At 58.3% G+C, this 24,275-nt stretch carries 17 protein-coding genes; 12 read left to right on the top strand and 5 right to left on the bottom strand.

Annotation, left to right across the window (positions count from 1 at the left end; genetic code table 11):
- The first annotated feature begins 250 nt into the window (after nucleotides 1-250).
- Nucleotides 251-1,483: a helix-turn-helix domain-containing protein gene (locus tag LRR79_RS08770; RefSeq protein WP_231756848.1), complete on the top strand. Its 1,233-nt coding sequence runs from the start codon at nucleotides 251-253 to the stop codon at nucleotides 1,481-1,483.
- A gap of 129 nt (nucleotides 1,484-1,612) precedes the next feature.
- Here LRR79_RS08770 and LRR79_RS08775 read toward each other — a convergent pair whose 3' ends face one another.
- The 4 genes from LRR79_RS08775 to LRR79_RS08790 all read right to left on the bottom strand — a co-directional run bounded on the left by LRR79_RS08775 (nucleotide 1,613) and on the right by LRR79_RS08790 (nucleotide 11,007).
- Nucleotides 1,613-3,067: a sugar porter family MFS transporter gene (locus tag LRR79_RS08775; protein WP_231756849.1), complete on the bottom strand. Its 1,455-nt coding sequence runs from the start codon at nucleotides 3,065-3,067 to the stop codon at nucleotides 1,613-1,615.
- Between the two features lie 271 nt (nucleotides 3,068-3,338).
- Nucleotides 3,339-5,666 (bottom strand): beta-glucosidase BglX, encoded by a 2,328-nt coding sequence (bglX, locus tag LRR79_RS08780; protein ID WP_231756850.1) that lies wholly within the window; start codon nucleotides 5,664-5,666, stop codon nucleotides 3,339-3,341.
- Between the two features lie 183 nt (nucleotides 5,667-5,849).
- Complete coding sequence (locus LRR79_RS08785; RefSeq protein ID WP_231756851.1) at nucleotides 5,850-8,576, bottom strand: TonB-dependent receptor; 2,727 nt, start codon at nucleotides 8,574-8,576, stop codon at nucleotides 5,850-5,852.
- 286 nt (nucleotides 8,577-8,862) lie between these two features.
- Nucleotides 8,863-11,007 carry a carbohydrate-binding protein gene (locus LRR79_RS08790; protein WP_231756852.1) on the bottom strand — a complete coding sequence of 715 codons (2,145 nt, stop codon included), beginning with the start codon at nucleotides 11,005-11,007 and terminating at the stop codon, nucleotides 8,863-8,865.
- Between the two features lie 184 nt (nucleotides 11,008-11,191).
- Between LRR79_RS08790 and LRR79_RS08795 the strand changes: the two genes are divergently transcribed.
- The gene (locus LRR79_RS08795; protein ID WP_231756853.1) at nucleotides 11,192-12,364 is read left to right on the top strand and encodes a helix-turn-helix domain-containing protein; all 1,173 of its coding nucleotides are present in this window, start codon (nucleotides 11,192-11,194) and stop codon (nucleotides 12,362-12,364) included.
- A 25-nt stretch (nucleotides 12,365-12,389) separates the two neighbouring features.
- Here the strand turns inward: LRR79_RS08795 and LRR79_RS08800 are convergent, their stop codons facing one another.
- The gene (locus tag LRR79_RS08800; protein WP_231756854.1) at nucleotides 12,390-13,973 is read right to left on the bottom strand and encodes an endo-1,4-beta-xylanase; all 1,584 of its coding nucleotides are present in this window, start codon (nucleotides 13,971-13,973) and stop codon (nucleotides 12,390-12,392) included.
- Between the two features lie 263 nt (nucleotides 13,974-14,236).
- Here LRR79_RS08800 and tilS point away from each other — a divergent pair, with 263 nt between their 5' ends.
- The 10 genes from tilS to LRR79_RS08850 all read left to right on the top strand — a co-directional run bounded on the left by tilS (nucleotide 14,237) and on the right by LRR79_RS08850 (nucleotide 24,267).
- Complete coding sequence (tilS, locus tag LRR79_RS08805; protein ID WP_231756855.1) at nucleotides 14,237-15,538, top strand: tRNA lysidine(34) synthetase TilS; 1,302 nt, start codon at nucleotides 14,237-14,239, stop codon at nucleotides 15,536-15,538.
- 125 nt (nucleotides 15,539-15,663) lie between these two features.
- Complete coding sequence (locus LRR79_RS08810) at nucleotides 15,664-17,292, top strand: CTP synthase (RefSeq protein ID WP_231756856.1); 1,629 nt, start codon at nucleotides 15,664-15,666, stop codon at nucleotides 17,290-17,292.
- A 108-nt stretch (nucleotides 17,293-17,400) separates the two neighbouring features.
- Entirely contained in the window at nucleotides 17,401-18,246 is an 846-nt protein-coding gene (kdsA, locus tag LRR79_RS08815) for a 3-deoxy-8-phosphooctulonate synthase (RefSeq protein ID WP_231756857.1), read from the top strand.
- Between the two features lie 188 nt (nucleotides 18,247-18,434).
- Nucleotides 18,435-19,721, top strand: a complete 1,287-nt coding sequence (eno, locus tag LRR79_RS08820) for a phosphopyruvate hydratase (RefSeq protein ID WP_231756858.1) — start codon at nucleotides 18,435-18,437, stop codon at nucleotides 19,719-19,721.
- A 230-nt stretch (nucleotides 19,722-19,951) separates the two neighbouring features.
- Nucleotides 19,952-20,260: a septum formation initiator family protein gene (locus LRR79_RS08825; RefSeq protein ID WP_231756859.1), complete on the top strand. Its 309-nt coding sequence runs from the start codon at nucleotides 19,952-19,954 to the stop codon at nucleotides 20,258-20,260.
- Entirely contained in the window at nucleotides 20,257-21,000 is a 744-nt protein-coding gene (gene ispD / locus LRR79_RS08830; RefSeq protein ID WP_231756860.1) for a 2-C-methyl-D-erythritol 4-phosphate cytidylyltransferase, read from the top strand. Before LRR79_RS08825 ends, ispD begins: the two co-directional genes overlap by 4 nt.
- Complete coding sequence (ispF, locus tag LRR79_RS08835; RefSeq protein ID WP_231756861.1) at nucleotides 20,997-21,479, top strand: 2-C-methyl-D-erythritol 2,4-cyclodiphosphate synthase; 483 nt, start codon at nucleotides 20,997-20,999, stop codon at nucleotides 21,477-21,479. Before ispD ends, ispF begins: the two co-directional genes overlap by 4 nt.
- On the top strand, nucleotides 21,476-22,477 hold the full coding sequence (truD, locus tag LRR79_RS08840) for a tRNA pseudouridine(13) synthase TruD (RefSeq protein ID WP_231756862.1): 1,002 nt from the start codon (nucleotides 21,476-21,478) through the stop codon (nucleotides 22,475-22,477). Before ispF ends, truD begins: the two co-directional genes overlap by 4 nt.
- A 117-nt stretch (nucleotides 22,478-22,594) precedes the next feature.
- Nucleotides 22,595-23,266, top strand: coding sequence for a protein-L-isoaspartate(D-aspartate) O-methyltransferase (locus LRR79_RS08845; RefSeq protein WP_231756863.1), 672 nt, complete (start codon nucleotides 22,595-22,597; stop codon nucleotides 23,264-23,266).
- On the top strand, nucleotides 23,266-24,267 hold the full coding sequence (locus tag LRR79_RS08850) for a DUF368 domain-containing protein (protein WP_231756864.1): 1,002 nt from the start codon (nucleotides 23,266-23,268) through the stop codon (nucleotides 24,265-24,267). Before LRR79_RS08845 ends, LRR79_RS08850 begins: the two co-directional genes overlap by 1 nt.
- Nucleotides 24,268-24,275 lie beyond the last annotated feature (8 nt).

Genomic DNA, 24,275 nt, shown 5'->3' on the forward strand with positions numbered 1-24,275 from the left:
TCTCAGTCTCCCGAGAATACTGACCGCCGAGCGCACTGCGAGTCGTCTCACTTAGGACATCTGCACAAAATTGAACGTCCAGATACCGGGTATGCACAAAGTCTTACGTTTATTATGGCGCCATTCTGGCTGTTATTTAAACATTCTGGTAGTCTTCCCTCAAAATACTGCGGCTGTCTCCTGGCCTTGTGGGACAATCGTCTCTGCTTTAAAAGCAGACAATAACAATACCGAGAGAAGCGCTCCTCCCATGGATATCCTCCTGTTTAACGTGCACGACATCGTCCTGATGATGACGAGTTACCAGTGCCTGCTATTCGCATTGCTGCTCACGGCGGTGCGCAGTGAACAGAAATTCAGCTTCCTGCTGTTGGCCGCGTTTCTGGTGACCCAGGCCATGATTCCCATGGATACACTGATCAGCTACGGGGCCGGTGTGCGTCAATGGGCGATCGATACCTCGCCGAATCTGTTTTACGTGTTCGGTTTCGCCTACTGGCTGGAGGGGCCGGTACTGCTGTGGTACACCCGCTCGCTGATCTATAAGGACTACCGTCTGGCCCGTTCGGACCTGGTGTATCTGCTGCCATTTCTCGGTTACGCCCTGTACGAGTACTTCACCTACTTCCGCTTCGACAGCGCCACCAAAATTGCCATGCTGGAGGGGTATACCCCCTACGGCGAAACCCTGGTGAACCTGATTATCGGCTTTGGTCGCGAGTCTTTGCGCCTGCTGTTCGGGGTCTTCTGCCTGATCGAGATTCGCAACTGTCGGCGCCAGATGCGCGATACCTACTCCAATGTGGAGCGCATCGACTTCAAATGGCTGCTGATTCTGGTGTGGGGCTTTTTATTGCTGCGTGGTTGGGCGGTGCTGGTCAATGTGGCCCTGACTCTGGCTGCACAAACCGACGTGCCGGTGGACTTCCGGATCATGGGGCTGGCCAGCAATTACACGGTATTTATCCTGATCAGTGCGATGATCTTCTTCAGCCTCAGCTACGCGTCCATGTTCGAGGGGATCGATCGCAAGCAGGACGGAGGCGAGGCACCTGTCCCGGACGCCCCTGCCGGGGAGATGGAGGAAGAGGTCAAGCCGGCGGTGGACACCGCGTTGGCGGATCGTATTGCCCGCTTCATGGAGACAGAAAAGCCCTACCTGGAGCCCTCTCTGACGCTGGAGCAGCTGGCCGGCAAGCTGGATGTGCCCAAGCGCAGCGTTTCCAACACCATCAACCGACACTTTGAACGGAATTTCTTTGAGTTCGTGAATCAGTATCGGATCGAAGAGGCCAAAAACAAGCTGAGTGACCCGGACTGCGTGGATCTCACGGTCATGGATATCCTGCTGGACAGTGGCTTCAACACCAAGGCCACATTCAATGCTTTCTTTAAGAAGTTGGTGGGTATGACGCCGACGGAATACCGCAAGAACGCGCTCCGCGGACAGAGTTTGCCGGAAAAAACTGCGTCCGTGCAGTGATAAGGTGGCTTCCCTGTCGATTCAGCCAAGGTGACATCCAGTGTTGGATGGAGGGAGATGAATCTGTCGATTGCTAATCCAGAGATCCGCTGCCCGCCCAGCGGTACAGCGGATCTCCGGGAATACGGGTTAGCCGCGCATCTGTTCCAGCTCTAACCCTTTGGTCTCGTGCACCATATACAGTACAAACGCCACAGAGAGCAGTGCGAACAGAGTGTAGATACCATAGGCGCCCGCCAGGCCGATGCCGGTCAGCATAATCGGGAAGGTCATGGTGATGGCAAAGTTTGCTACCCACTGCGCCAGACCGGAAACCGCCAGGCCGGAGCCGCGGATCTGGTTGGGGAACATCTCACCAAGCATGGTCCACATGGCCGGCCCCCAGGAGCCATTGAAGAAGAACACGTAGGCGTTGGCTGCGATCAGTGCCAGCAGGCCCATGCTCTGGGAGAGCTGTAATTTACCGTCCACCAGGGACGAGTTGGCGAAAGCAAAGGCCACCAGGCCAAGGGTCACCGCCATACCGATGGAGCCTACCAGCAGCAGCGGCTTGCGGCCGATTCTGTCGATCAGTGCCATGGTGATCAGGCAGGCTGCGATGCTGACGCCGCCGGAAATGATATTGATCAGCAGGGCGTCGGACTCGGAGAAGCCCACCGCCTGCCACAGTACCGCACCGTAGTAGAACACCACGTTGATGCCCACCAGCTGCTGGAATACCGCCAGGCCGATACCCACCCAGACGATTTTGCGGACCTTGCCGACCCGTTGACCGGCACTTTCCAGCAGATCCGACATGCGCGGGCGGTGATCCGCTGCGACCGACTGGCGAATACTCTCCAGCTTTTCGTTTACAGCGGCTTCGCCATACAGTTTGCCCAGTACTTCGCGGGCACGGGCCGTCTGCTTCGACAGCACCAGGTAGCGCGGGCTTTCCGGAATCATCAGAAGCGCGAGGAAGAACAGGGTGGCGGGGGCAATTTCGATCCAGAACATCCAGCGCCAGGCGGTAAAGCCCATCCACCACTCATTCACGGCTGAGCCGGCGGTGTTGGCCAGCCAGTAGTTGCTGACAAATGCAGCGAACAACCCGGAAATAATGGCGATCTGGTTGATCGTGATCAGGCGTCCACGGATGGCCGCCGGGGCAATCTCACTGATATAAGCCGGCGACATCACACTGGCGGCGCCCACCGCCAGACCGCCCAGAATGCGATACACCACGAACTCCGGCGAACTGGTCGCGATACCAGAACCCCAGGCACTTAAAATAAAAAATACTGCGGAAATCAGCAGCAGGGTTTTGCGTCCCCAGCGGTCCGCCAGGCGCCCGGCAAAAAAGGCACCCACCGCGCAGCCGAGCAGCATGGATGCCACATTGAAGCCGGTCCCAGCGGTATTGGAGTTGAATGCCTGCTGCAGTCCGGTGACGGTGCCGTTGATCACGCCACTGTCGAAACCGAACAGAAAACCACCGATTGTGGCCACACCACAGATCAGCACGATAAAGGGTAGGGGAGGTGCGTCTTGACGGCTCTGGGCGGCGCCCTGAATGCCATCGACGGAGTTCTCAATCGCTTGCATAGCTACTTCCTGCATTTTTTATTTTCGGTGATCGGGTAGCGGGTATCCGCCCGAGTCTGTGAGTAAGTGGTTGTTCTTGTAATCGATGCACCCGCAAGGGGGCAGTCTTAATAGTGACGTGTGGGTGGCGTAAAAGCGTCCTACTTTAGGAAAATACCTAAAGTTGGACGCCGTGGGAGGCTCCCATCCGTCCCAGTTTGCGCCGCGCGCCGGCAAACGGTGGGACGGACGGAGCAACCTGTGAGACGTTGCCTGTTTCTCGGGAGGAGCGTTAGCGCAGGGTGAAACCGCTTTCCAGACCCGACTGGGCATCCGGTGCCACCCACACGCGGAATTCGCCGGGCTCGATGACCTGTTCCATCTGTGCGTTGTGGAAGGCCAGGTCACTCGCCGCCACGGTGAACTGCACCCGTTGCGATTCCCCCGGCGCGAGGGTGATCCGCTCGAAGCCTTTCAGCTCGCGCACCGGCCGCGACACGCTGCCCACCAGATCGCGCACATACAATTGCGCGGTTTCGGTAGCGGTCCTTTTCCCCGTGTTGGTAATGGTGGCGGATACCGTGAGCTGGCCGTTGACATCCAGCGTGGTGCTGGAAAGTTCCAGGTCGGCGTATGCAAAGTCGCTGTAGGTTAATCCGTAACCAAACGGGAAAAGCGGCTTGTGTCCGTAGTCCAGCAGGTTGGATGAGTTGCCCGGCTGGTGCTGGAACACTTCCTGGCCGATCTTGTCGATGCGGGTGTAGTTGTCGTCGGTGGCCGGGCGGCCGGTGGCCAGGTGGTTGTAGTAAATCGGGATCTGGCCCGCGCCCACCGGCCAGGTCAACGGCAGGCGCCCGGAGGGGGAGGTTTCCCCGTACAGCACATCCGCCAGTGCCGGGCCTGCCATGGTGCCCGGATGCCAGGCCATCATTACCGCGTCTGCCTGTTCCAGCGTCTCATCCAATTGCAGCGGGCGGCCGGCCATCAACACCATCGCCAGCGGCTTGCCGGTTTTTGCCAGTTCTGCCACCAGTTCGGCCTGGGCGCCGGGCAGGCGGATATCGCCACGGCTGTGGCCTTCGCCGGAAAGAATGGATTCCTCACCGCCGACATACAGAATCACGTCGGCTTGTCTGGCGGCCTTGAGCGCCGCTTTGAAGCCGCGGGTCCGCGTGTCACGGCTGTATTCAAGGCCGGCTGCATAGAGAATCTTGGCAGTGTCACCCACCATCTGACGCAGAGCCGGTAGCAGGGTGTGGGAGTGCCGCTTGTCGCCGTTATAAATCCAGGTGCCCAGCTGTTCATGGGGGGCTTCCGCCAGGGGGCCGATGACGGCAACGGTCTGCCCTTTTTTCAGCGGCAGTAACTGTTTTTCGTTTTTCAGCAGCACGAAGGATTCTTTGGCTGCGTCCTTGGCGGCGCTGAGGAAGTCATCGTTGCGAATGATCTGTTCGCGCTCCGCTTTGGATTTGGCGCGGGGGTAGGGGTGGTTCCACAGATCCAGGCGCAGTTTGACCCGCAGAATATTGGCCACCGCTGTGTCCAGTTGCGCTTCCGAGAACTTGCCTTCGTCCATCAGCTGCGGCAGGAATTGCTCGTAAGTGTCGGTGTGCATCTCCATATCGATTCCGGCATTGGCAGCGAGGGTGGCCGCGTGCTTGGCGTCGCGGGCAAACCCGTGGGGTACCATTTCCATAACGGCGTTCCAGTCACTGACCACGAAGCCATCAAAACCCCATTCGTCGCGCAATATCTGTTTAAACAGGAAGGGACTGCCGGTGCCCGGCACATCGTTCAGGGTGCTGTAGGTGCTCATGATGCTCTGCATGCCCGCATCGATACCGGCTTTGAACGGCGGCAGGTAGATGTCGCGCAGCAGGCGCTCCGGAATATAGGCACTGTTGTAGTCGCGGCCGCCCTCCGCCGCGCCGTAGCCGGCAAAGTGTTTGCCGCAGGCGGCGAGGCTGGTTGGGTCGGCGAGGTTGCCGGTCTGGAAGCCTTCCACCATGGCGACACCGAGAACGGAGGTGAGCAGTGGGTCTTCCCCCAGGGTTTCCGCGATGCGGCCCCAGCGCGGGTCACGGCTGATGTCAATCATCGGGGCAAAGGTCCAGCGGATACCGTCGGCGCTGGCCTCCTGAGCGGCGATGCGGGCGCCGTTTCTGATCAGTTCCGGATTCCAGCTGGCGGCCTGGCCAAGGGGGATGGGGAAGATGGTTTCATAGCCGTGGATCACGTCCTGACCGAACAGCAGCGGGATGCCCAGTGGGCTTTCCTCCACGGCGATGCGTTGCAATTCCTCAAACGCATTCTTGTCCACAGCGCTGAAGTTCACGTTCAGAAAGCCACTCACGCGTCCTTCGCGCACGGCCTGCTTGACGGCCTTCATGTCCGACGCACCGAAGGTGCCCCAGTCGCGCAGGGCCAGTTGGCCGATTTTCTCGTGAACGGACATCTGCGCCAGCAGGCTCTGGATCTGGGATTCGATGCCTTCTTGCTGTTGCTGCTGGTTTTGGGGGGCGCTGAAGCGCGTGGTTTCGTTGGCGGCCTGCAGGGGCAGAGTGGCTGCGAGGGAAAGAAGCCCGGCCATAACGCCGACGTAAAGTGGATGCTGTTTCATGGTGTTCACTCAGGTCAATCTGTTTTTCGGGTACTACTAAGCCGGTATCAGTTCGCTTTGCTACCTGTTGCGGCACGGGATGGCGGCGGACAGGCGCGGGGAAAAAGGCCCCCACCGTGGTGGGAGGGGGCAAGCGACGATGACGATGGCGGTTGAGATTGCCGCGGTTAATAAAAGTCGCGGTTAAAAGTTGTAATTGCCGCGGATACCGTAGAAGCGCGGCATGGAAACCGGGCCCTTGATTACGCCGTCGCCACCACCGGCCCAGTAGGTTTCTTTCTGGTCGGTGAGGTTGTAAACAAAGGCTTCGACATTCCACTTATTGTCCGGTGCTTCCAGCTTGAGGGTGCTGTTTACACTGTGGAATGCCGGGCGCACATCGCTGAACGCGTCCGGGGTTTCTGTGGCAAAAACGTCGTAGTGTTTATCCACGTTCTGGAAGGTGTGGTACGACTTGTCCCGCCAGAAGTAGCTGAGGTGAGGAACAATCGCAAAGCCGTTATTGAAACGGAAGGTGTGGGTGTAATTCAGTTTGGCGCTGAGTTTTGGAGACGCGGCCAGTTCGTTGCCTTTCAGGTTGACCTTCATGGCATCGTTATCTGGATTGGTGGCGGCACCATGGTCCACTTCGAACAGGTCGGTGGCGGCGAAATCCCAGTGGTAAATAAAGTCGCTGGTGATTTCGGTGTCCAGCCAGGTGACGTAACCGTCAAAGCGGCCGTTTTCAATCGGCGCCCAGTCAAACTCTACTTCCAGGCCCTTGATCACGGCGGTGCCGATATTGTCGGTCTGGAATACGGTCTGGGTTTCGGTGGTGATTTCGCCGGTCAGCTCGCCGGTTTCGTCCGCTCGCTCTTCAACGTAATACGGAAAAATACCTTTGGCAGAGGCCGCCTGCATATCTTCGTAGTCGCTGTAGAACAGGGTGGCCATCAGATTCAGGCTGCCGTCCAGATAGGTGCCTTTGGTGCCCAGTTCATAAGTGGTGACCACTTCCGGTTCGTAGGTGTTGCGGTGGCGCTCTTTGACTATGCGATCGCCGTTGTCGTCGAGCAGGTATTCCGCGGTGGCAGGGTCCTGTTCGTATTGCACGAACACATCGCCAATACCGCCAGATTTAAAGCCGTTGGCGACGTAGCCAAACACCATCAGATCGTCGTTGACGATGTAGTCCAGGCCCAGGCGGTAGTTGGTAAAGTCCCAGCTGCCTTTGGTCTGGTTGTCGCTGATGGCGGTGTAGATGGAAGGGTCGTCGAAGTAAGCCGTGGGCAGTTCGTTGAAGGCGTCGCGATCCCAGGCCGGAAAACAGGCTTCGCCGGTCTGTGGGTTTATGGTGTCGCCGTTGCAGGTCAGGTTGCGGCCGCCCACGTCCTGCTTGGTATCTTCGGTGTAGCGCACGCCGACAGTCGCATTCAAGCGATCGGTGAGGGCGTAAGTACCTTGGGTAAAGAAGGCCTGTGATTTGAGCGTGCGACTGGGCTGGTCCCAGTAGTCGGCATTCTGACCGCTGTTGATCCAGCCACCCTGCATATTATTGTCTTCTTCAAAATAGAAGGCGCCGGCAATCCACTGCAGGGGGCCGGAACCGGTGGACTGCAGCTGGAGTTCGTGGGACTGGGAGGTGAAGGTCGCATCGCGGAAGAAGATGGACATATCCCATCCGGTGATACCGCGATCCTGGTCGGAGTGCTGGGAACGCACCTGCTCCGCCCAGCCGGCGTTGTACACCAGGGCGAGTTCGTCGGACAGATCCCAGGTCATGTTGGAGCGGATCGATTCGATACTGAGATCGAGGAAGCCGGGCACACTGACGTTCACGGTAAAGTCGTCGGCGCCGGGGCCGTAGACATTTTCACAGCCCAGTTGGCCGGGCACCGGCACGTCGGAGATGTTGCCGTCCCCATCCAGGTAGTTGCCATCGCCGTCTTTGCGGATGCGTTTGGCGGCCATATCGCAGTTGAGGGTGTCGGCACCGCCGGCACCATTGTCCTGGAACTGTTCATAAGCCAGCATCCACGACAGGGTTTCGCTGGGCTCCCACAGGGCACTGACGCGGAAGGCGTACTGGTCGGAGTTGTTGTAGAAGTTGGCGGGATCGGCTTTTACCAGCTCCTGTACGTCACCGCTGCCCCAGCGCTCGCGCTGGCGCAGGCTGCGGTCTTCATCGGCGCCGGTGTAGACCGGGGCATTCTGGATTTCTTCCGGCAGATAGCGCACATCCCACTGGTTGGGATCGTAGTAGCCGTCGAGGTAGGAGTCGCGGGTCTCCTGCATAAACGAGGCGCGCAGGGCGAAGGTATCGCTCACCGGGATATTGAGCATGCCGCGGGTCTGCTGGTGGTTCCAGCGGCCGGCCTCAATACCCAGGGATGCATCGAATTCGTTGAAGTCCGGGCGTTTGGAAATGATGTTGACGTTACCCACGGTGGAGTTGCGCCCGAACAGGGTGCCCTGGGGGCCGCGCATGGCTTCTACCCGCTCCACGTCGAACATCAGCGCCATGGCACCCTGGGGGCGGGGCGAGTAGATACCGTCCAGGTGTAAGCCGACGGAAGGATCACCCAGTTCGGTGATGTTGGTGGAGCGGACACCGCGCATGGCTACCACCGGAGCGGTCTGGGAGGAGTCCATGGAAATTTCCATGTTCGGCACCATCTGCGCCATATCCTTGACGTTGGTCAGGCCTTCCCGGTCCAGCTTCTCCTGGGTAAAAGCAGTGATGGATATCGGCGTTTCCATCAGGTTGGTTTCTCGTTTGGTGGCCGTCACGACCACTTCTTCCAGGGCGGATACATCCTGGCTGGGTACTGGATCGTCCAGCTGTTCCTGCTGCGCATCCTGTTGTGCGTAGGCGAAGCCGGAGTTCACCAGCGCTATGGAGAGCGCAAGCGGCTTGTGCAGTCTCTTCATCGGTATTCCTCTCATGTTTATTGTTTTCGGCCGCCAAATCCGGGCGACGGAGGAAATTTGCCAAATGCCCTGGGGGCAGGCGTCCGGGTGCGGTTATTCGAACGCAAAAACCGGATTTTTTTGTGGTTCGACTATCCTACGCGGACTCGAACCCGGGGTAAATGCTGAAAAATCAATAGCTTAGGATGGGTCTGTCTGTGGGGGCAAGGGGCGAGTCGGAGACAAAAAAAAGGGCCGCGGCGGTGATGCCAGCGGCCCAAGGGACGAGAGAGGTGGTCAGTGGCGGTTAGTTTTCAAACAGCCACAGCTGGTTGTCATTGCCGTGGTATTCCCACTGTTGAATATTGCCGCCGGCGCTGGTGGAGCCGTCCTGCACATCCAGGGATTTACCGCTCATGGCCGACAGAATGCGGAACTGATTGCCGGAGACCGGCTCGATAATCCAGTGCTGGTTGGCGCCACCACCGTATTCCCACTGCTGGATGTTGGCGCCGTTGATGCTGGAGACACCCTGCACATCCAGGGCCAATCCGCTATAGCTGCTTTCGATCCGATAATTACCGTTGCTGAGGGCGGTGACCTGCCAGGACTGGCTACCGCCCTGGATCACATTGCCGCCGTTGCTGGTGGCATTGTTGGCAACGCCCAGCAACAGACCGCTGGCCAGGTTGCGGATCTGGTACTCGCCATCGGCAATGCTGCCAGATGGCGGTGGGGTGGGGTCCACGGGCTCGTCCTCGCCACCTCCCTCGGCCAGCTCGAACCAGTTGAGGTTGAACCCTGGGCCCGCGACTTCCAGGCGCAGGGTCTGGGTGCCGGCGCTCAGGTTGACCGTGGTGGAAACCGATTGCCAGCTCTGCCAGCCGCCGGTGTTGGGCAGACTGGTGTCGGCCACCTGACCCGCGTCGGCGAGCATCCGCAACTGCCCGGCATTGGCGGTGCTGGCGATGCGGTAGGTCAGTGTGTATTCACCATCCTCGGGAATTTCAACGCGGTAATCGAGCCAGTCGCCAGTGTCCGTCCAGCCCACATTTTGGCCACCACCACTATCGCTGGTGTCCTCTAGTTGGATGCCGGACATGGCGCAGTAGCTTTCTGCCTGCATTCGGCCAATGGTCTGTGCACTGGCGGTATCACAGCCGGCAGGCGGCGGTGTACTGCCACCGCTGGTTTTAATCGCGTCGTAGAACCCCTGATGCCAGCTGACATTGCTAGCGCCGTTGCCGATGTTGTTCTGGGCAAAATCGATCATGCCGGCATAGGCGTTGGCCGGTGGTGTGCCGCCGTGATTGATGTAGTTCACCACCTGGCTGTAGATACTGTTGGGGGCGATGGTCCACAGGGTGCGATCGTGACTCATCTTCTTGAATGACCAGGGAAATTGGCCGGCGATATTGTTCACCGACCAGTCGGTGAGCTGGCGAATAATATCGTTGTTGTCCTCGCCGTATTCCCCCAGGATCATCGGTACGTCCATATTATTTGTGCGGTCTACGCGGGGATAGAGGTCGGGAATCCAGCCGGCGTTGCCGAATACGTAGTGGTGGGTCTGGTACACCAGGTTGTGGTCCCAGCGGGCGCTGATGCCGGTGTTGGTCTGGGTGGCAGAGTCTGTCCAGTCGATTTTCTGTATGTCCGATCCCCACCAGCTTCCCTCTGCGACGATAGCGTGGTTGTTGTCCACTTCACGTATGGCATCGCGCATGGCGATTAGCGATGGCAGCAGCTCGTACTCGCGCCCGGCCTGGGGTACCGGCTCGTTAATCAGGTCGTACCCCCAGATCACCGGTTCGTCTTTATAGCGATTGGCGATGTGCCGCCACACCTGGCTGGCAATCTGCACATTGTTGCCGTCCCAGAATTTGACCGAGCCCCGCGGCTGGCCGGCATTGGAGTCCATATTGTCGCTGTGGTCGCCGGGATTCTGGTAGCCCGGGGCGGCGTGCATATCCAGCAGTACATACATGTCGTGGGTACGGCAGAACCCGATCAAACGGTCGAAATACTGGAAACCGTGATCGGTCAGCTGTCCGTTTTCCCAGAACAGGTTGTAGTGGAAGGGCACCCGCACGGTGTTGAACCCCAGGTTTTTCAGGTCGGCGATTTCCCGTTCGGTCACGTAGTGCATGCGCCATTGGTGTTCAAACTCCTTCGCCTGCGCCATGCTGCCAAAGGTGTCCGCCAGGCTGTTGAGGAACTGGGTGTGGGTGCGGTAATTGAAGTCGCCCATCATCAGGTAACCCTCCCACAACAGCCAGTTGCCGAGATTGATACCGTTGAGGTGAATAGGGTCACCATTACCGTCGACGATCTGGTTGCCATCGGTATGCAGGTACTGGGCCTGTGCGTCTTCTGTGGGGGTGAGCGGGGAGAGGAGAACCAGTAGTGTCAGAACACTGCCCAGTCCACTTGCGGTGTTAAATCTCATCATGCTTTCCTTTATTATCCATTTGATGTTGAGAGATAAAGGCGATTGAATCGCCAGCTGCACCCTAAGAGGTGGAGGCAATCCACGTCGTTCTGACGGCGTAAATTGTGTGGTATGCGGTGAGTCGAACCCGTTCGGCTGCCTCGCGGGATTCGAACGTCCCGGTTTTACTGGAAAATCATAAAAAATGAGCCAGGTCCTGTTTAATTTTCACGATGTGGTACTGCTGATGACGGCCATGCAGTGCCTGTTCTTTGCGGTACTGCTACTGGCCACAAATACCAGCAAGCAGACCAGTACCTATTTTCTTGCCGCCTTCCTGTTTGCCCACGCGTTTATTCCGCTACACGAGCTGGTGCTGTGGGGGGCGGAGTTCAAATTTGCGGTGCGTGAGTGGTTGCCGCAGGTCTATTTCCTCGGCGGTTTTGCCTATTACCTGGACGGCATGCTGCTGTTCTTTTGTGTGAAATCCCTGATTTTTCGCGACTTCAGGCTGCGTCCCCGTGACGGTGTGCACCTGCTGCCGTTCGCCCTCGCGCTTGTATATATGAGTGCCGTGTTCTTCCGCCTGCCGCTGGATCAGCGTCTGGAGCTGATCAACAGCGAAACGCTGGTGTATGGCTGGCACTACGTGCTGGTGGAATTTCTGTGCAAGGGCCTGCGGGTGGCGTACTGCCTGTGGTCTTTGTGGCTGATCGTGAATTACACCCAGCGTCTGAAAAGTACCCACTCCAATGTGGAAAAGGTGGATGTGGCCTGGGTTCGCTTTCTGGTGGCCGGATTTATGCTGGTGATGCTGGTGGAGGCGCTGCTGAGCGTGGTCAAAATCGTCGGCCTGTATCAGCACTACGATCTGGGCGTATTTGAGCGTATCGGTCTGACCGGCTATTACATTGTCTTCATGCTGGTGAATCTATTGGTGTTTACCGGTGTGCGCTACTTTGCCAGTTTCGAATCGGTACGGGAGCCGGAGAAACCGCGCAAGGCGCCCGGTGAGCAGGTGTGCAACCCGGCGCTGGCGGAGGAAATTGACCGCAAGATGCTCGCCGGAAAGTTCTACCTGCAGCCCGATGTCACCATCGATCTGCTGGCGGAAAACCTGGAAGTGCCGACGCGGGACCTGTCGATGATTATCAATCGGCACTTTGAAGTGAATTTTTACGAATTCATCAATCGCTACCGCATTCGCGAAGCTATGCGCCTGTTGCGCAGCCCCGATGGTGAAGGCAAAACCATTACTGATATCTATCTCGAGGTCGGCTTCAACAGCAAATCGGTTTTCAATACTTTCTTTAAAAAGGCCGCGGGAATGACGCCGTCCCAGTATCGGCGGGCCGACGTCACTCCCGAGACGGCGTGAGGGTATTCACTGCCGATGTCTGGGGCTATTGCCCCAGCAGTGCTTCCGCAACTCCCTCCAGTGCGGGTTTTTCTTCATAGGGGCCATTGGCGGGGCCGCTGAATAGCAGTGGCCAATCATCCGCACCCTGCCAGTTTTCGAAGTCCAGTATCCAGCTGTCACCGTCCCAGAGCCCCCAGACAGAGATGCCCCCACGCAATGCCGGCGGCACTTCCTCGAGGTAGGTCTGTACGATGGCCTTGTAACGGGCTTTCTGTAAGGCCGCGACTTCCGGCGTGAACTCGGTATGTTGCGGGAATGGCGCGGAGGAGTAGGGATTGTTCACTGGTACATCCAGTTCGGTGATTTTGACCTTGAGTCCACGTTCCACGATAGCCTGGAAGGCACTGCGTAAATGATCGGTGGTGGGCCAGTCGATCTGTATATGCATCTGCAGGCCGACTCCGTCGATGGGTGCACCATCTGCCTGCAATTCGTCCAGCATGGTCAGCAGGCAGTTGAACTTGGCGCTGTTGCCACCGGAAATGCTGTAATCGTTGTAGTAGAGATCCGCAGCCGGGTCTGCACTCTCAGCAGCAATAAATGCCTCACTGACGTAGTCCCGCCCCAGCCGCTGGTAAAACAGCGTATCCCGGTAGCAATTGGACTGGGTCTCATCCAGTACTTCATTTACCACGTCCCAGCTCACCACGCGGCCCGCGAAATGGTCGGCAATGGTGGCCACGTGGGTATTGAGCATGGACTGGAAATCGCCGCTGTAGCTTTTCATCCAGTCGGGTACCTGGTACTCGTGATGCCAGATGAATGTATGACCGTGCACGCTCAGACCATTAGTGAGTGCCCAGTCGACCATCTGATCGGCATCGGTAAAGTCGTAGGTATTTTCCGCCGGGTGCAGAAAACGCATTTTCATGATGTTTTCCGCAGTGATCTGGCTGAAGTGCTGGCGAATGGTGATTTCCTGCTGGGGGATTTTCAGAAAGCTGCGCGCACTGTCGCCGGCGGCGACCGCGACTCCGATCGGAAAAGACGCCAGGCTGTACAGGTGTTCCGTGGTGCCGCCGGAACTGGACGAGCTACTGGAGCTGGACGACCCGCCCGAGCTGGATGAGCCACTGGAACTGGAAGAACCGCCGGAGCTGGACGAAGAGCTGCTGGAAGAACCGCCCGATGAGGAGCCGCCATCGCACAGGGCGCCACTCACCGCAGGGGTTTCAGCGAAACTGCCAGAGGTTCCCTGAAAGCCGAATTCCACCGTCTGCCCCGGCTGCAGGCTGCCGTTCCACGAGACATTGCTGGCGGTATAGGGGTTGTCACCCTGGACTTCGGCATTCCAGGCATTGGTCACTCGATTGTCTCCAGAGTACTGCCACTGTACCTGCCAGTCCTGCACTGGAACGGAGGAATCGTTGGTGACACGCACATGGGCGACAAAGCCGGATCCCCAGTCGTTGCTGACGCTGTATTCACAGCCCGCAAACGCATTGCCCGCTGCGCCGGTGCAAACCGCCAGCAGCAGTGGCGCAAGCCGCCAGATCCGGTGGGTATGGCGATGGCGACCCGGTTGGGGGGTGTTACGCACGCTGCCTGCTTCTTTATGTATCTGCATCGCTATTCTGTTCTCTTGATGTTCTCTTGGTATTGTCGATCTCGATTTAACCGGTCGATTGGCTGTGCCCGGGAACGCTGGACACATGCTGGTGACGTGCGAATAACGTGGCCCGGGCCGCCCCGGTACCGGTTTTGTGCTCCAGATCTCTGATTGGTCGCCCGCGGTATCTTTTCCTGGCAACACAGGCGGTGCCAGACGGGTGCAGGCAAGGTGTGGTTTGGCCGGGTATACTCGCGGCAAATCTCGTCAGGAATCCGTGTGTGACACCGCCCTCTGAGCGATTGAACGACCTGCTGAACCGCTCCCTGAAGCGATACCCCGCTTCGGGGCAGTTGTGGCTGGGATATTCCGGTGGCCTGGACTCGTCTGTATTGCTACACCTGCTGGCACGTGCACAGGTGCCGGTGACGGCGGTGTACATTCATCACGGCCTGAGTACGGATGCGGGCGCCTGGCAGGATCATTGCCAGGTTGTGGCGGCCCAACTGGGGGTGCCATTTGTTGCCCACCATGTGCAGGTGGATCTCGGAGACGGAGGGCTGGAGCAGGGCGCACGGAATGCCCGCTACCGCGCATTTGACCAGTTGATGGGCGCGGGGGATCAGCTTCTGCTGGCACACCACAGTGACGACCAGGCGGAAACCTTTTTATTGCGCCTGTTGCGCGGCGCCGGGGTGCGGGGGCTGGGGGCCATGCCGGAATACCGTGTCGTCGGTGACCGGTCGACGGAGAAGAGCCTGTTGCGGCCACTACTGAAGGCGACGCGATCGGAACTGGAATCCTACGCCCGCGTGCACGAGCTGACCTGGATTGAGGACGAGAGCAATACAGACCTTGCAATCGACCGAAATTACCTTCGTAACCGGGTGCTTCCTTTTATTAATGAACGCTGGCCCGTTCAGGCCCGTGTGGTGCAGGCGTCGGAAAACCTGCGCGAGGCTGCAGATCTCTTACAGGACCTGGCAAATGAGGACCTGCAGCGGTGCGGATACCAGCGGGAGTCATTTGGTCACAGTGTCGACCTGGTTAGCTTCTCCTCACTCACCGAGGCGCGTCGCAAGAACCTGTTGCGGGGCTGGCTGGCACTGCTGGGATCCAGAATGCCGGAAGCCGTGCACTTGGTTCAGGCGTTACAGCAGGCTGGGGCGGTCGGTGACGGCGCTCCGGAAGTTGCGCTTGGTGAGCAGGTGCTGCGCCGCTATCGCGATCGCCTGTTTCTCACACCACAATTGCAACCTTTCCATGGTATTGATGGGGGCGAGATTCAGTGGGATGGATCTGGCGAACTTCACCTGCCAGGCAACTGGGCGCTGCTACCCAGCCAGGGTTGGCCCGTGGCGGACTATCGGGTCCGATTCCGTATTGGCGGCGAACGGGCCAAACCGCGCGAGCGCCGTCATTCCCAGACCCTGAAAAAGCTGCTGCAGGAGTACAGCCTTCCTCCGTGGCTGCGAGACCGGGTACCACTGGTCTATCGGAACGGTGCTCTGGTGGCTGTGGGCAACCTTTTCGTCACCGGGGATGGGCCTGCAGAACCGCCAATCTGGCGGTTTTTAGATTGAGCAGAAACCGCCTTTCTGGTAGTCTGGCGTCCCATCTCAAAGGCATCGGGTTGCGCGAGACTGCGCGCCCTGAGCCAGTCCCGCACGCCCGTACCCGTCGGGCATTCAACTGACCAAGGTTTTGCATGACGCGCTATATTTTTGTCACTGGCGGCGTGGTTTCCTCATTGGGGAAAGGTATCGCCTCCGCTTCTCTGGCTGCAATTCTTGAAGCCCGTGGCCTCAAGGTCACCATCCTGAAGCTTGACCCTTATATCAACGTGGACCCGGGCACCATGAGCCCCTTCCAGCACGGCGAGGTCTATGTGACCGAAGATGGCGCCGAGACGGATCTGGATCTGGGCCACTACGAGCGCTTTATCCGCACCCGCATGTCCAAGCGCAACAACTTCACCACCGGCCGTGTGTACGAAACCGTACTGCGCAAAGAGCGCCGTGGTGACTACCTGGGTGGCACCGTACAGGTGATTCCGCACATTACCGACGAGATCAAGCGCCGCGTGATCGAAGGCGGCCGCGACGTGGATGTCGCCATTGTCGAGATTGGCGGTACCGTAGGTGATATCGAATCCCAGCCATTCCTGGAGTCCGTGCGCCAGCTGCGTGTGGAAATGGGGACCAACCGCGCGCTGCTGATGCACCTGAGCTACGTGCCCTATATCGCCACCGCCGGTGAAACCAAAACCAAGCCGACCCAGCACTCGGTGAAAGAGCTGCGCTCTATTGGCCTGCAGCCAGATATCCTGTTGTGCCGCTCCGAGCGCGCCATCGATGACGACTCCCGCCGCAAGATCGCGCTGTTTACCAACGTGGAAGAGCGCGCGGTAGTGCCTCTGCCCGACGCCAAGACCATTTATGGCGTGCCGCGCATGCTGCACGAATACGGTCTGGACGAGATCGTGGTGGAAAAACTCCAGCTGGAAACCGGCGCACCGGACCTGTCCGAGTGGGACGAGGTGGTCGACGGCAAACTGAATCCGCAGCACGAAATCAAGATTGCCATGGTTGGCAAATACATGGAGCTGCTGGACGCTTACAAATCCCTCATCGAATCCCTGGTGCACGCAGGAATTAAAAACCGCACGAAGGTCAATATCGACTTTATCAATGCGGAAGATGTAGAGGGCGAGAACGGCCTCGATCTGATCAAGGGTGCCGATGCGATTCTGGTTCCCGGTGGTTTCGGTGAGCGCGGCCTGGAAGGCAAGCTGGAATCCGTCCGCTATGCCCGCGAAAACAACGTGCCGTTCCTGGGTATCTGCCTCGGCCTGCAGTCTGTTGTAATCGAGTACGCGCGCAATGTACTGAATCTGGAAGGCGCCAACAGCACCGAGTTTGATGCCAAGAGTCCACACCCGGTGATCGGTCTGATTACCGAGTGGATCGACAGCGAAGGTAATATCGAAAAGCGCGACGAGAAATCCGACCTTGGCGGCACCATGCGCTTGGGCGGCCAGGAGTGCCGACTGGCGAAAGATTCCAAGGCGCGTGAAATTTATGGCAAAGACGTGATCGTCGAGCGCCACCGTCACCGCTACGAAGTGAACAACAACTACGTGGACCGCCTGCAGAAGGCCGGCCTCAAAATTGGTGGCTGGTCTGCGGACGACACTCTGGTGGAAATGGTTGAACTGCCCGAGCACAACTGGTTCGTGGCCTGTCAGTTCCACCCGGAGTTCACCTCCACCCCCCGCGACGGCCACCCGCTGTTTGAAAGCTTTGTCGCCGCAGCCTTGAAGCACAAGCAGGCTTGAGAGGCTGAATCGGTGGATGCGCTTCGCTTATCCACCCTACGTGAAATCTGTGGTCAAAGCGTAGGGTTGGTAAGCCGCAGGCGCACCTACCATAGAGGATGAGAAAAAATGAAAACAATCGAAGTAGGTAACCTGCAGGTTGCCAACGACAAGCCGTTCACTCTATTTGGCGGTATGAACGTGCTGGAATCCCGCGATATGGCCATGAAAGTGGCCGAGCACTACGTTAACGTCACCGACAAACTGGGTATTCCCTACGTATTCAAAGCGTCATTTGACAAGGCTAACCGCTCTTCCATCCACAGCTACCGCGGCCCGGGGATGGAGGAAGGCCTGAAGATTTTTGAAGAAATCAAAAAGACTTTCGGCGTGCCCTTGATCACCGACGTGCACGAGCCTCACCAGGCTGCACCGGTTGCGGAGGTGGTGGACGTGATTCAGCTGCCTGCATTCCTCGCCCGCCAGACCGACCTGGTGACCGCCATGGCCGCCACCGGAGCGGTCATCAATGTGAAAAAGCCGCAATTTATGAGCCCACCGCAAATCAAGAATGTGGTGGAAAAGTTCGCGGAAGGCGGTAACGAAAATATCATCTTGTGCGAGCGCGGTGCCTGCTTTGGCTACGACAACCTCGTCGTCGACATGCTCGGCTTCCGCACCATGATCGATTCCACCGGTGGCGCTCCGCTGATATTCGATGTGACCCACTCCCTGCAAATGCGCGATCCCGGTGGCGCAGCCTCTGGCGGCCGTCGCTCCCAGGTGACCGAATTGGGCCGCGCCGGCCTGGCCATTGGTATCGCCGGTCTGTTTCTGGAAGCGCACCCGAACCCGGACAAAGCCCTGTGTGATGGTCCGAGTGCGTTGCCGCTGGAGAAACTGGAGCCCTTCCTGGGGCAGATGAAAGCGGTGGACGACCTGGTGAAAAACTTCGAGCCACTGGACACCAAATAACCTGGATTGGTGGATGCGCTTAGGCTTATCCACCCTACACGAATCCAGGGTGCTCGTAGGGTGGATAAGCGCAGTGCATCCACCGCGGACAAACTGAATAACTAGAAAGAGTGGCCCAGAGAAGGCGGTCACCAAACCCAAACCTCACAGATCAATAAATTCCGACTAACAAGGAGCCCGTTGTAAACATGAGCAAGATTGTTGCTGTTAAAGCTTTTGAAGTGTTGGATAGCCGTGGTAACCCCACCGTTAACGCCGATGTAGTTCTCGAGTGCGGCGCGGTAGGTTCCGCCTGCGCACCATCCGGTGCCTCCACTGGCTCCCGCGAAGCCCTGGAACTGCGCGACGGCGACAAAAGCCGCTATCTGGGTAAAGGCGTACTGAAGGCTGTTGAAAACATCAACGGCGAAATCGCCAGCCTGCTGGTAGGCAAAGATGCCACCGACCAGCGCGCCCTCGACCAGGCCATGATCGACGCTGACGGCACCGACAACAAAGCCAAATTGGGTGCCAACGCCATCCTCGCCGTTTCCCTGGCTGCTGCCAAAGCTGCTGCCATTTCCAAGGGCATCCCCCTGTATCAGCACATTGCGGAAATCAATGGCACCGCCGGCGAATACACCCTGCCGGTACCGATGATGAACATCATCAATGGTGGTGAGCACGCCGACAACAACGTCGACATCCAGGAATTCATGATCCAGCCGGTGAAAGCCAAAACCTTCGCCGAAGCTCTGCGCCAGGGTGCTGAAATCTTCCACGCCCTGAAAAAAGTACTGTCTTCCCAGGGCCTGAACACCGCCGTGGGTGACGAAGGTGGCTTCGCCCCCAATCTGCCGTCCAACGAAGGTGCCCTGAAAGTCATCGCCGAAGCCGTTGAAGCCGCAGGCTACAAGCTGGGCGACGACATCACCCTGGCCCTGGACTGCGCCTCTTCCGAATTCTACAAAGACGGCAAGTACAACCTGTCTGGCGAAGGCAAAGAATTCGACAGCGAAGGCTTCGCCTCCTACCTGCAGGAGCTGTCCGAAAACTACCCGATCATCTCTATCGAAGACGGCATGGACGAAAGCGACTGGGACGGCTGGAAAATCCTCACCGACAAGATCGGCGAGAAAGTACAGCTGGTGGGCGACGACCTGTTCGTAACCAACACCAAGATCCTCAAAGAAGGCATCGAAAAAGGCGTGGGCAACTCCATCCTGATCAAGTTCAACCAGATCGGCTCCCTGAGCGAGACCCTGGACGCCATCAAAATGGCCAAAGACGCCGGCTTCACCGCGGTTATCTCTCACCGCTCCGGTGAAACCGAAGACACCACCATCGCCGACCTGGCGGTTGCCACCGCTGCTGGTCAGATCAAAACCGGCTCCCTGTGCCGCTCCGACCGCGTAGCCAAGTACAACCGCCTGCTGCGCATCGAAGCCGAGCTGGAAGGCAAGGCGCCTTACCGCGGCATCGCTGAGTTCAAGTAATTCAGTTAGCCCGGTAAACTGGCTAGAAGTCGTATCGGAGCTCTAACAATGAACTTCGATGCGAAGGCACTGATGCCGATGCCCCTTCCTGGGACCTTCTGCGACAGGGACGTCGCGGAAGAGCCCCCATGGATGGGTTCACGGCGTGTCCCGGGAAGGGGCATCGGCAGCAGGGCCGCCACGAAAGGTTATTCGTGCGAACCCCGAAAGCCAGATAGAGAACAAAACAAATGAAATGGCTGCTGGTAATCCTCACCGTAATGCTGCTGGTCACCCAATATCGATTGTGGGTGGGCGAGGGCAGTTTTGCCGATGTGACCAGACTTGAACGCCAGCTCGAAGACCAGCAGCAAAAAAACGCTGCACTGGAGCGGGAAAACCGCCACCTCCTGCGGGAAGTCCGCAGCTTGAAAGAAGGCACCGACGGCGTCGAAGCCAAAGCCCGCTATGATCTCGGCCTTATCAAAGAAGGCGAAACCCTGTTTATTTTTCTCGACCAGGATAAACATCCTGCGCAGTCACAACGGGAAAAAGAATGACCAGCGCCACCAACCCAGTTGAAAACAACTACTGGGTCATCGTCCCCGCAGCCGGCAGTGGTAAACGTATGGGGGCCGACAAACCCAAGCAATACCTGCCATTACATGGCAAACCCCTCATCGCCCACACCCTCGAAAATGTACGCCAATGGCCGGGTGTGAAAGGTGTTGTCGTCGCCATCGCCGCCGACGACACAGAATTTAAAACGCTCCCCTGCGCGCAAGATCCCAGAATTCAGACCGTCACCGGCGGTAACGAACGCGCAGACTCCGTGCTCGCCGCCCTCAACTATCTGAGTGAGCGCCAACCTGCGCAAACCCCCGTATTGGTCCACGACGCCGCCAGACCGCTGGTAAACACCGACGACATTCAAAAACTGCTCGCCGCGTCCCCCATCGCGCTGCTCGCACAACCTGCCAGCGACACCGTCAAACAGAGTCGTGAGTGCGAAGACAAAAGCATCGTCCAGCAGACCCTGCCCAGAGCCCAGATCTGGCTCGCGCAGACACCGCAAAAAGCACCGCTGGGTCTGCTGAGAGAGGTACTGCAAATAGGCTTGCAGGAAAACCCCGCCGCAATCACCGACGAAGCCAGCGCACTGGAACTCGCAGGGCACAGCCCCGAACTGGTGGCCGCCTGCCGCAGCAACTTTAAAGTGACCCATCCCGCCGACCTGATCCTGGCGGAAGCCCTGATCAACTACAGGGCCTCGGAATCTAACTCTGGAAGCAAACTATGAGCCTCAGAATTGGCCAGGGCATCGACGTACACGCCTTCGGCCCCGGTGATCACATCGTCCTTGGCGGCGTCACCATTCCCCATGAGCAGGGTCTTGTCGCGCACTCCGATGGCGACGTCCTGCTGCACGCCCTCGCCGACGCTTTGCTCGGTGCGCTGGCCCTCGGCGATATCGGTCAACATTTTCCGGATACCGATGATGCCTACGCCGGTGCCGACAGCCGCGTGCTGCTGCGACATGTCATAAGCCTGATAGAGCAACAGGGCTATCGACTCGTGAATGCCGATGCCACCCTGATCGCACAGGCTCCTAAAATGGCACCGCACATCGACGCCATGCGCGCAAATATTGCCGAAGACTGTCAGGTAAGCGCCGACGCCGTCAGCGTCAAAGCCACCACCAGCGAGAAACTGGGGTTCACCGGCAGAAAAGAAGGTATCGCTGCACAAGCGGTTGTACTGCTGGAAACCGTCTCGTGACCGAATTACCTCAAACCTGGAACCTGAACTGGCCCCGGGCCCTTGGTGGCACCGCGATTCAGGCCGATTTTCGCAGTGCACCCGAAGACTTCGTCGTAGACGAACTGGCTGCGCCAGAAGCCGGTGAGGGGGAACACGTCTACCTGCACATCCGCAAGCGGGGCGCGAATACCGGTTATGTGGCCCAGCAGTTGGCCCAGTTGGCGGGTGTACAGAGTAATGATGTGGGCTTTTTCGGCCTTAAAGATCGTCACGCTGTGACCACCCAGTGGTTCAGCGTCTGGCTGGCACAAAAGCCGGAGCCAGACTGGCAGCGATTGAATAACGACGAGTTTCAGGTCCTGCAGCATTTCCGCGGCGCCCGCAAACTGCGCCGCGGCGAGCACCTGGCGAACCGTTTCCAGATTCGTCTGCGCAATGTCACCGGAGATAGTACCGCCGCGGAGCAGGTGTTAGAGCAGATTCCCAATGGTGTACCCAACTATTTTGGCGAGCAGCGCTTTGGCCACAATGGCGGTAATCTGGACCTGGTAGAAAAAGCGATTGCCGATCAGCAGGCCGGTCAGCGCCGGCGAATGCCGCGCAATCAGAAGGCCTTTGCACTGTCTGCGGCGCGCAGCTGGCTGTTCAATCAGGTTCTGGCTGAGAGAATCGGGCAGGGCAACTGGCAGTCATCCATAGAGGGTGAGCCGGACGCTGAACCCAGTGGCCCGCTGTGGGGGCGGGGACGAAATGCAGCCGCCGGTGAGCAGTTGGCACTGGAAGAGGGCGCCATGTTTCCCTGGAAGCCGTGGCAGGATTGGTTGGAACACGGCGGACTAAGCCAGGAACGGCGCTCGCTGGTGCTCGTGCCTCAGGGATTCACGTGGGAATGGCAGCAGCAGGAGGGGCGCAAGGATCTGGTTCTCTCCTTCGTGCTACCGCCTGGCACCTTTGCCACCGCTCTTCTGCGGGAACTGGCGGATCTGGCCAATCAAGTAGCCGTGGCCATAAAATAAAACACAGTTTAACGACAACAAAAGTGACCGGGTCTGGCTTGCCACTCACCAGTCAATCGCCGGAAAAAGCAGTTTTTGGGGACCGGCGATCCGCTTGTAGGGAGACTTACCGTCCTTATGGATCGATTTAGACACGAAGGCCTGGGCATGACATCCCAGCGTACCCGCAATCGCCTGATTCAGCGTCTGCGGGAAGAGGGGATCAGTAGCGAAGAAGTGCTGGATGTGATGGCATCCACACCCCGTCATCTGTTTCTGGACGAGGCCCTGGCCATACGCGCCTACGAAGATACCGCTCTACCAATCGGGTACGGGCAGACCATCTCCCAGCCCTATATCGTCGCTCGTATGACCGAGTTGCTGATGAGCCGTGCGCCGTCAAGGGCGCGGGTATTGGAAGTGGGGGCCGGTTCGGGGTACCAGACCGCCATTCTCGCGCGCCTGGTGGACAAGCTCTATTCCGTGGAACGGGTTGAGCCTCTCCTGGTTAAAGCCCGCCAGCGCATGCGCGAGCTGGGAATCTTTAACGTCGAGATGCGCCTGAGTAGTGGTGGATTCGGCTGGCCGGAGCAGGGCCCGTTTGACGCCATTCTGTGCGCTGCAGCTCCGGCAACAGTTCCCGATGAGCTGCGCGAGCAACTCGCTCCCGGTGGTGTACTGGTGATGCCCGTCGGTAGTGAAAGCCAATACCTCACAATTGTTACCCGTCGGGAAGAGGGTGACCGGTACGACGTCGAAAAGGCCGAGCCTGTGCGCTTTGTTCCGTTATTGAGTGGAGTGGTGCGTTGATGCGTGAAGATGCGCAAGATATGAAACCGGGCAGCGAGACTCATCATCGCGGCTCAATTTGGCAAAGCCGCTATTGGGGTATTGGTGCGCGAGGCCTTGCGATGGGTGCTGCGGATGTTGTGCCCGGGGTTTCTGGAGGCACGATTGCCTTTATTACGGGCATCTATCAGGAGTTACTCGACAGCCTGAGCAAAATCGGTCCCCAATCGGTAGCCACACTATATAAGGAAGGAATCGCCGCGACCTGGCGGCAAATGAATGGCAGCTTCCTGCTCGCGCTGTTCGCCGGCATTCTCGTCAGTATCTTTAGCCTCGCCAAGCTGATCAGTTTTCTGCTGGAAAATCATCCAATCCTGGTGTGGGGATTCTTCTTTGGGCTGATTCTTGCTTCCACGGTGCCCATCGCCCGCCGGGTAGCGAATTGGCGCTGGCCCAGCTGGATGGCTTTGATTGCCGGGGTCGCGCTGGCAATACTGGTCAGTGAAATGCGCCCGACCGAGATCGCGGCTACCCCGTACACGCTCTTCTTTTCTGGTGCACTTGCTATAAGCGCCATGATTCTCCCCGGTATCTCTGGTTCCTTTATTTTGCTGATGATCGGCATCTATCCCCAGGTGATTGCTGCGGTACATCAGCTTCAGATCAGTGCGTTGATCTGGTTTGCAGCGGGCGCCGGTTGCGGACTTTTACTGTTCAGCCGCCTGCTGTCCTGGTTAATGCGCCGTTTCCCTTCGGTAACCCTGTCGTTTCTAGTGGGTGTGTTGTTGGGCAGCCTGAAAATTGTGTGGCCCTGGAAGCTGGCGGATAGTGCCACGGGCGCCCTGATTAACGCGAAACTCGCGCCTGCGCTTGCCAATGTTTCTCCCTGGGAGTTTGCCGAGGTCAGCGGGCAGCCTTCTTATTTTATGGGCAGTGCCCTGGCCGCGATGGCCGCGGTGGTGCTTGTACTATCGATTGAGTGGCTTAATAGCCGCTTTGTAGGAAAAGACTTACAGAGGTAGTTGGCGAT

It is taken from the genome of Microbulbifer elongatus, from assembly GCF_021165935.1.
Classification (GTDB): domain Bacteria; phylum Pseudomonadota; class Gammaproteobacteria; order Pseudomonadales; family Cellvibrionaceae; genus Microbulbifer; species Microbulbifer elongatus.